Below are 4,865 nucleotides of genomic sequence, written 5' to 3' on the forward strand. Positions count from 1 at the left end.
ACTGGGCGCCGCTGGCGAGGCGCGACGACGAGGAGTATTGGGGATACTTCGAGGAGGAGCAACATAGCCGGCAGTGGCCAGAACCGGCGAAATGGATGAGTTATTCTTCCGCGGGCTCTTAGGGTGTTGCGCCGTGCAGCACCTCGGGGGGTGCCTCGCCCAGGCGGTAGGGACGCAGGCGCACCTTGAAGCTGAGGCCGGTGTCGGCCCGGACTCGAAACTCCGGATGCGGCAGCGCCATCCCGCCCCAGCCGGTGTCCCCGCCCACACCCATCATGGCGCCGTCGAGGTGAAGGTAGATCGACGGCTCGTAGCTCATCGAGTAGAAGTGCTTGTTGCCCTCGAGCTCGGCGTCGCTGTAGTGGCGGGCAGTAAACTCGAAGCTGGGGGCGCCTGAGACCAGCAAGCCCACACCGGCTGCAGACTCCAGCGTGGCCCAGCGGACATCGGTGCGGTTGCCGTTGGCGCCAGGCTCCGAGTAATTGACAAAGAGCTCGTCCACGGTGCTCTGGTAGCGGCCGATCAGCGCGGCGCTCTTGCGATCCCAATACGTTTCGTAGGGTCCACGGCCGTACCAGCTGACCGCTTCGAAGCCGGGGGGAAGCTTCAGGGTCAGCCCGAATCTCGGCAGCTCCGCAGGATGGGTCACCCGCGACATGTTGGCCGCCACCACCACGTCACCGCTCGCGTGCACCACGTACTCGAGCTCGTAGGTTGCTCCTACGGCCGGCAACCTTGCCTGGATCTGCAGCCGGATCGAGGTGGGCGTGACCTGGTTGGCCGTCACGTTGTTGACCTGCCAAGCTTGGGCCTGTTTCCAGGCGCCCATGGAGTTTGGGGTACCGCCCGCACGGTCGTTGTCGGTGGGTGGCCGCCAGAAATGGGGCTCGATGCCGTGTTCGAGCACGGATTGCCCCGCGTGGCTCCAGCGCCGGATGAGCCCGTTGTTGCGGTCGAACACGATCTCGAAGCCGTTGCCGGTCACGATGAAGCTGCGCCGGTCCTGCCCGAGGCTCAGGATACCGATCGGCGGTAGCTGCGCCTTGGGCTGGCTTCCGATCACGTACTGATAGGAGTCGATCACGTGTCCCCTGGGTGCCCAAACCCTGTCTTCGGCCAGAACGATGTGCAGGTCCAACGTGGCTTCGCCACCCGGAGGCAGGGGAGGCCGGACGAACGGGATCGATAGGTCCTGCGAGGAGCCCGGAGCGATCGGAGGCAACCTGGTCGCTCCCGGTGTGATCAGCGCGCCGTTCACCTTGATCTGCCACTGCAGCTCCATGGCTGCGAGCGTCTGAGAGGTGTAGTTGCTGTGGAGCCGAAACGAGCCGGTGTCCACGTTCACAGGCTCGAGCCTCAGCGGCGAATAGATATGCTTGACTTCCCACAGTGCCGGGTGCGGGGTGCGGTCCGGATCCACCAGTCCGTTCATACAGAAATTGTCGCTGGTGCGTGTGCCCGGAGGCTCGAAGTCGCCTCCGTAACCCCAAAAATCGTCACGCTTGACCGAATGCGGTTTGCCGCGGTGCTCCGGCGGTATGGGCTTGCGAATCCCCTGATCGACCCAGTCCCAGATGAAGCCGCCCTGAAGCTTGGGGTAGCGATCCACGGCATTCCAGTACTTGAAGAGGTTGCCGGTGCTGTTGCCCATGCCGTGGGCGTACTCGCACTGGATCAGCGAGCGTGCATCGTTGCCTTGCGCGTAGTTGATCGTGTCCTGAACCGATAGGTAGAACGGCACGTAGAGGTCGGTATGTGCCTGCGTTCCCGCCTGCTGGTACTGCACGGGCCGGGTGGGCTCGTGGTCGTGGATCCACTTGTAGCTGGCCACCATGTTGACGCCGTCGCCGGACTCGTTGCCCAGGGACCACACGATCACCGAGGGGTGGTTCTTGTCCCTCTCGACCATGCGACGGGTACGTTGCACGTGCATCTGCTGCCAGGCGGGTTTGTTCGCCAGGGTTCGATTCGGGTTGTAGCCCATGCCGTGCGACTCCACGTTGGCCTCATCCACCACATACAGACCGTACTGGTCGCACAACGTGTACCAATCCGGATGGTTAGGATAGTGCGACGTCCGCACGGCGTTGACGTTGGAGCGCTTCATCAACAGGACGTCCTGCAGCATGGACTCGCGGTTTACCGCGTGCCCCAGATCGGGGTCGTGCTCGTGCCGGTTGACCCCGGCAAGGCGCACCGGCTGCCCGTTGACACGCAGCTTGCCGTCCTGCCACTCCACCTCGCGAAAACCCACCAGAAACGGAATGAACTCGATCGAGCCCTGAGCGCCGCGGAGCGTCAGAAGCAGCGTGTACAGATAGGGGGTTTCGTCGGTCCACAGCAACGGAGAGGCAATGGGCCGCTCGAGCGACACCGCGGGCCCGCCGGCCGGCGCCAGCGCTTCGTGCCGGTCCACGATGTTGCCCAGCGCGTCGATCAGAATCGACTCTACCAGCGTGCCGGGCGCAGGCGGCCTGTTGAAGGTCGCATCGACCAACAGACGCGCGTTCGTGTAGGTCGCGTCGAGGTCGGTGCGTATCCGCACATCTTGGATGTGCTCGGGCCCGCGCGAAATCAGATAGACATCGCGATAGATGCCGCTCATGCGCCAGTAATCCTGGTCCTCGAGGTAGTAGCCGTCCGAGAAGCGAACCACCTGCACGGCCAGGTGGTTGTCACCGATCTGCAGGTAGCCGCTGATGTCGAACTCGGCTGCTGTCCGGCTCCCCTGGGCGTAGCCCACCCGCTTGCCGTTGATCCAGACCGTGAAGCCCGAGTTGACGCCGGCAAAGTGCAAATGCGTGCTTCTGCAGAGCCAGTCTGGCGGTACCTGAAAGCTGCGTCGATACGAACCCACGGGGTTCTGGTCGTGAGGTATGCGCGGAGGGTTGACCGGTGAGAACCCAAAACCGTTGTTGATATACAGGGGATAGCCGTAGCCGTGAATCTGCCAGTTGGATGGTACCGGCAGCTGAGGCCAGGCGCTGTCGTTGAAGTTGGGATTGAAGAACCCCTGGGGCCTTGCAGCCCAGTTGGGCGACCATTGAAACTTCCAGTTGCCGTTGAGGGACTGGTACCAGGGAGAAAGCGCTGGGTCGCGTCCGACCGCCAGCTCGGCGCTCGGGTAGGCGAAGAAACTAGCCCGCGGCGCGAGCGTACCCACGCGCAGCACGTCCAGGTTGTCCCAATCCGGTCGCGCTCCAGGGGCCGGCGGGGGCAGCCCCACGGCCGTGCCTCCTGTCGGCACGCACGCGCCCATGCCTGCCACCGGTGGCGGGAGGTTGCCGGGCACGGGAGGTGGTGCAATCCTGCCTCCAGGCGCCGGCGGCGCGCCACCACCCAGGCCGATCGGCGGCACGACCCCGGTCCCACCCGCACCGCCTATGGGCAGCTGCGGTCCTCCCATACCGGGCTGCGGGCCGGGCTCTGGACCCGGAAGGACTCCGGCTCTTGCGCCGCCGCCCGTGCTTGGTCCGCAGCCGGCCAGGCTCGAGGCAACCAACCCAAGCAACCAGATCCAGCGCTGAAATCCGGGTTCGAACGATCGTCCTGTCATAGTTTCCAGAATACAATTGGCTCTGCGCGCAAGGATGGCGAGGGTAGTCCGTTGCCGCAGAGAATCTGGAATCATGTTCTGCTTGCAGCAAGTGCCAGAGGCGGCGTCAGCCAAGAGTGATTGCGTGCTACCAGCCTCCATGTACCAAAGCCCTCAACATAGTTGCCGAACCTGCAGCAAACGTGCCCGGTTTTTTTGCCTGATGGCACTTTCCTCCAGAGTGGCGGCACCGGGGCAGCGCTTGCCGCTGTATGGAATATATGCGCCGGACATGATGGAGGCGAATCGGTGAAACATCTAGTACCGCTTGCCAGGGATTATGATGGATTCCCGCCGGCTCTGACGGCCGCTGGCGGTGTTGCGCCTTCTCGAATATGCGCTGCACAGCATCGAAATGAACCGCAGTCTTCAGCGGTGCGCCTTGCCGGCGACCGCCAGCCCTCGACGCCAATCGATCACAATCCCTGGCAAGCGGTACTAGATGATATCTCTGATTTGCGAAGACTCTCCATCGGGCCCTATACTGACAAATGGCACTTTTGTGGATCAATCGCGCTGTAACGGGCGACAAGTGGTTGACCCTCAATGCGCGGAGGTTCGCATGCAAGAGGCTCGACACGGCACAGTCCGATACTGCACAGTTCGATACTGCACAAGGGATTCGCTGCTTTCGGCCCGTCGCGGAGCAGGGCCGGTGCGGGGCCGACGCCTCGCGTCCGTTCGCTGCGCGTCGCTGTCCGGCGCAGCTGGCGCCCCAGTCAGCGCCGTGCCGATTCGCGCGCTCCTCGTCTCGTTCGCCGTAGTGTGTTGGGTGCCCGGCTGCAGCGGTCCTACTGCGGCTCTCCCCGCGCCTGGATCGGGACCGCCGGGAGGCACTGGGTCGGGGCAGGCCGGCGGCGGCAGCGTGGCCGGTTCGGCCGGTGCTGGCGCGGCTGCCACAGGCGGCGCGGCCGGCACAGGCGGTGCGGCTGCCACAAGCGGTGCGGCTGCCATGGGTGGTGCCATCGCCATGAGCGGGAGCGGCGGCACAGTGGCCCTGGCGGGCATCCCCTGGGGAGTTGGTGGCGCTGCAGCCGGGGGTGGTTTCGGTGGGGTTGCTGGCCTCGGGGGGGGGACCTCCGGCGTCGCTGGGATCGGGCCGGGAGGAACCGGAGTCGGCGGGATGGCCGCCGGGGCGGTTGCACCGCAGCCGATCAGCTTCCTGTCGCTGCTCGCGGAGATGACGAATCGCGATCTGTTGGCAGTGCATCCTCGAGCTCACGCGCCGCACAAGTGCCTGCAGGCCAGCAGCTACGACCGGGGCTCGACG

The 4,865-nt window shown here is 64.8% G+C and carries 2 protein-coding genes; one reads left to right on the forward strand and one right to left on the reverse strand.

What is annotated here, in order from left to right:
- Positions 1 to 118 precede the first annotated feature (118 nt).
- Positions 119 to 3,556, reverse strand: coding sequence for a DUF4981 domain-containing protein (locus tag MJD61_00035; protein MCG8553667.1), 3,438 nt, complete (start codon positions 3,554 to 3,556; stop codon positions 119 to 121).
- A 991-nt stretch (positions 3,557 to 4,547) separates the two neighbouring features.
- Between MJD61_00035 and MJD61_00040 the strand changes: the two genes are divergently transcribed.
- Positions 4,548 to 4,865: hypothetical protein (locus tag MJD61_00040; GenBank protein ID MCG8553668.1), on the forward strand; the 318-nt coding region annotated here is incomplete at its 3' end.

This window comes from Pseudomonadota bacterium (assembly GCA_022361155.1).
Lineage (GTDB): Bacteria > Myxococcota_A > Polyangia > Polyangiales > JAKSBK01 > JAKSBK01.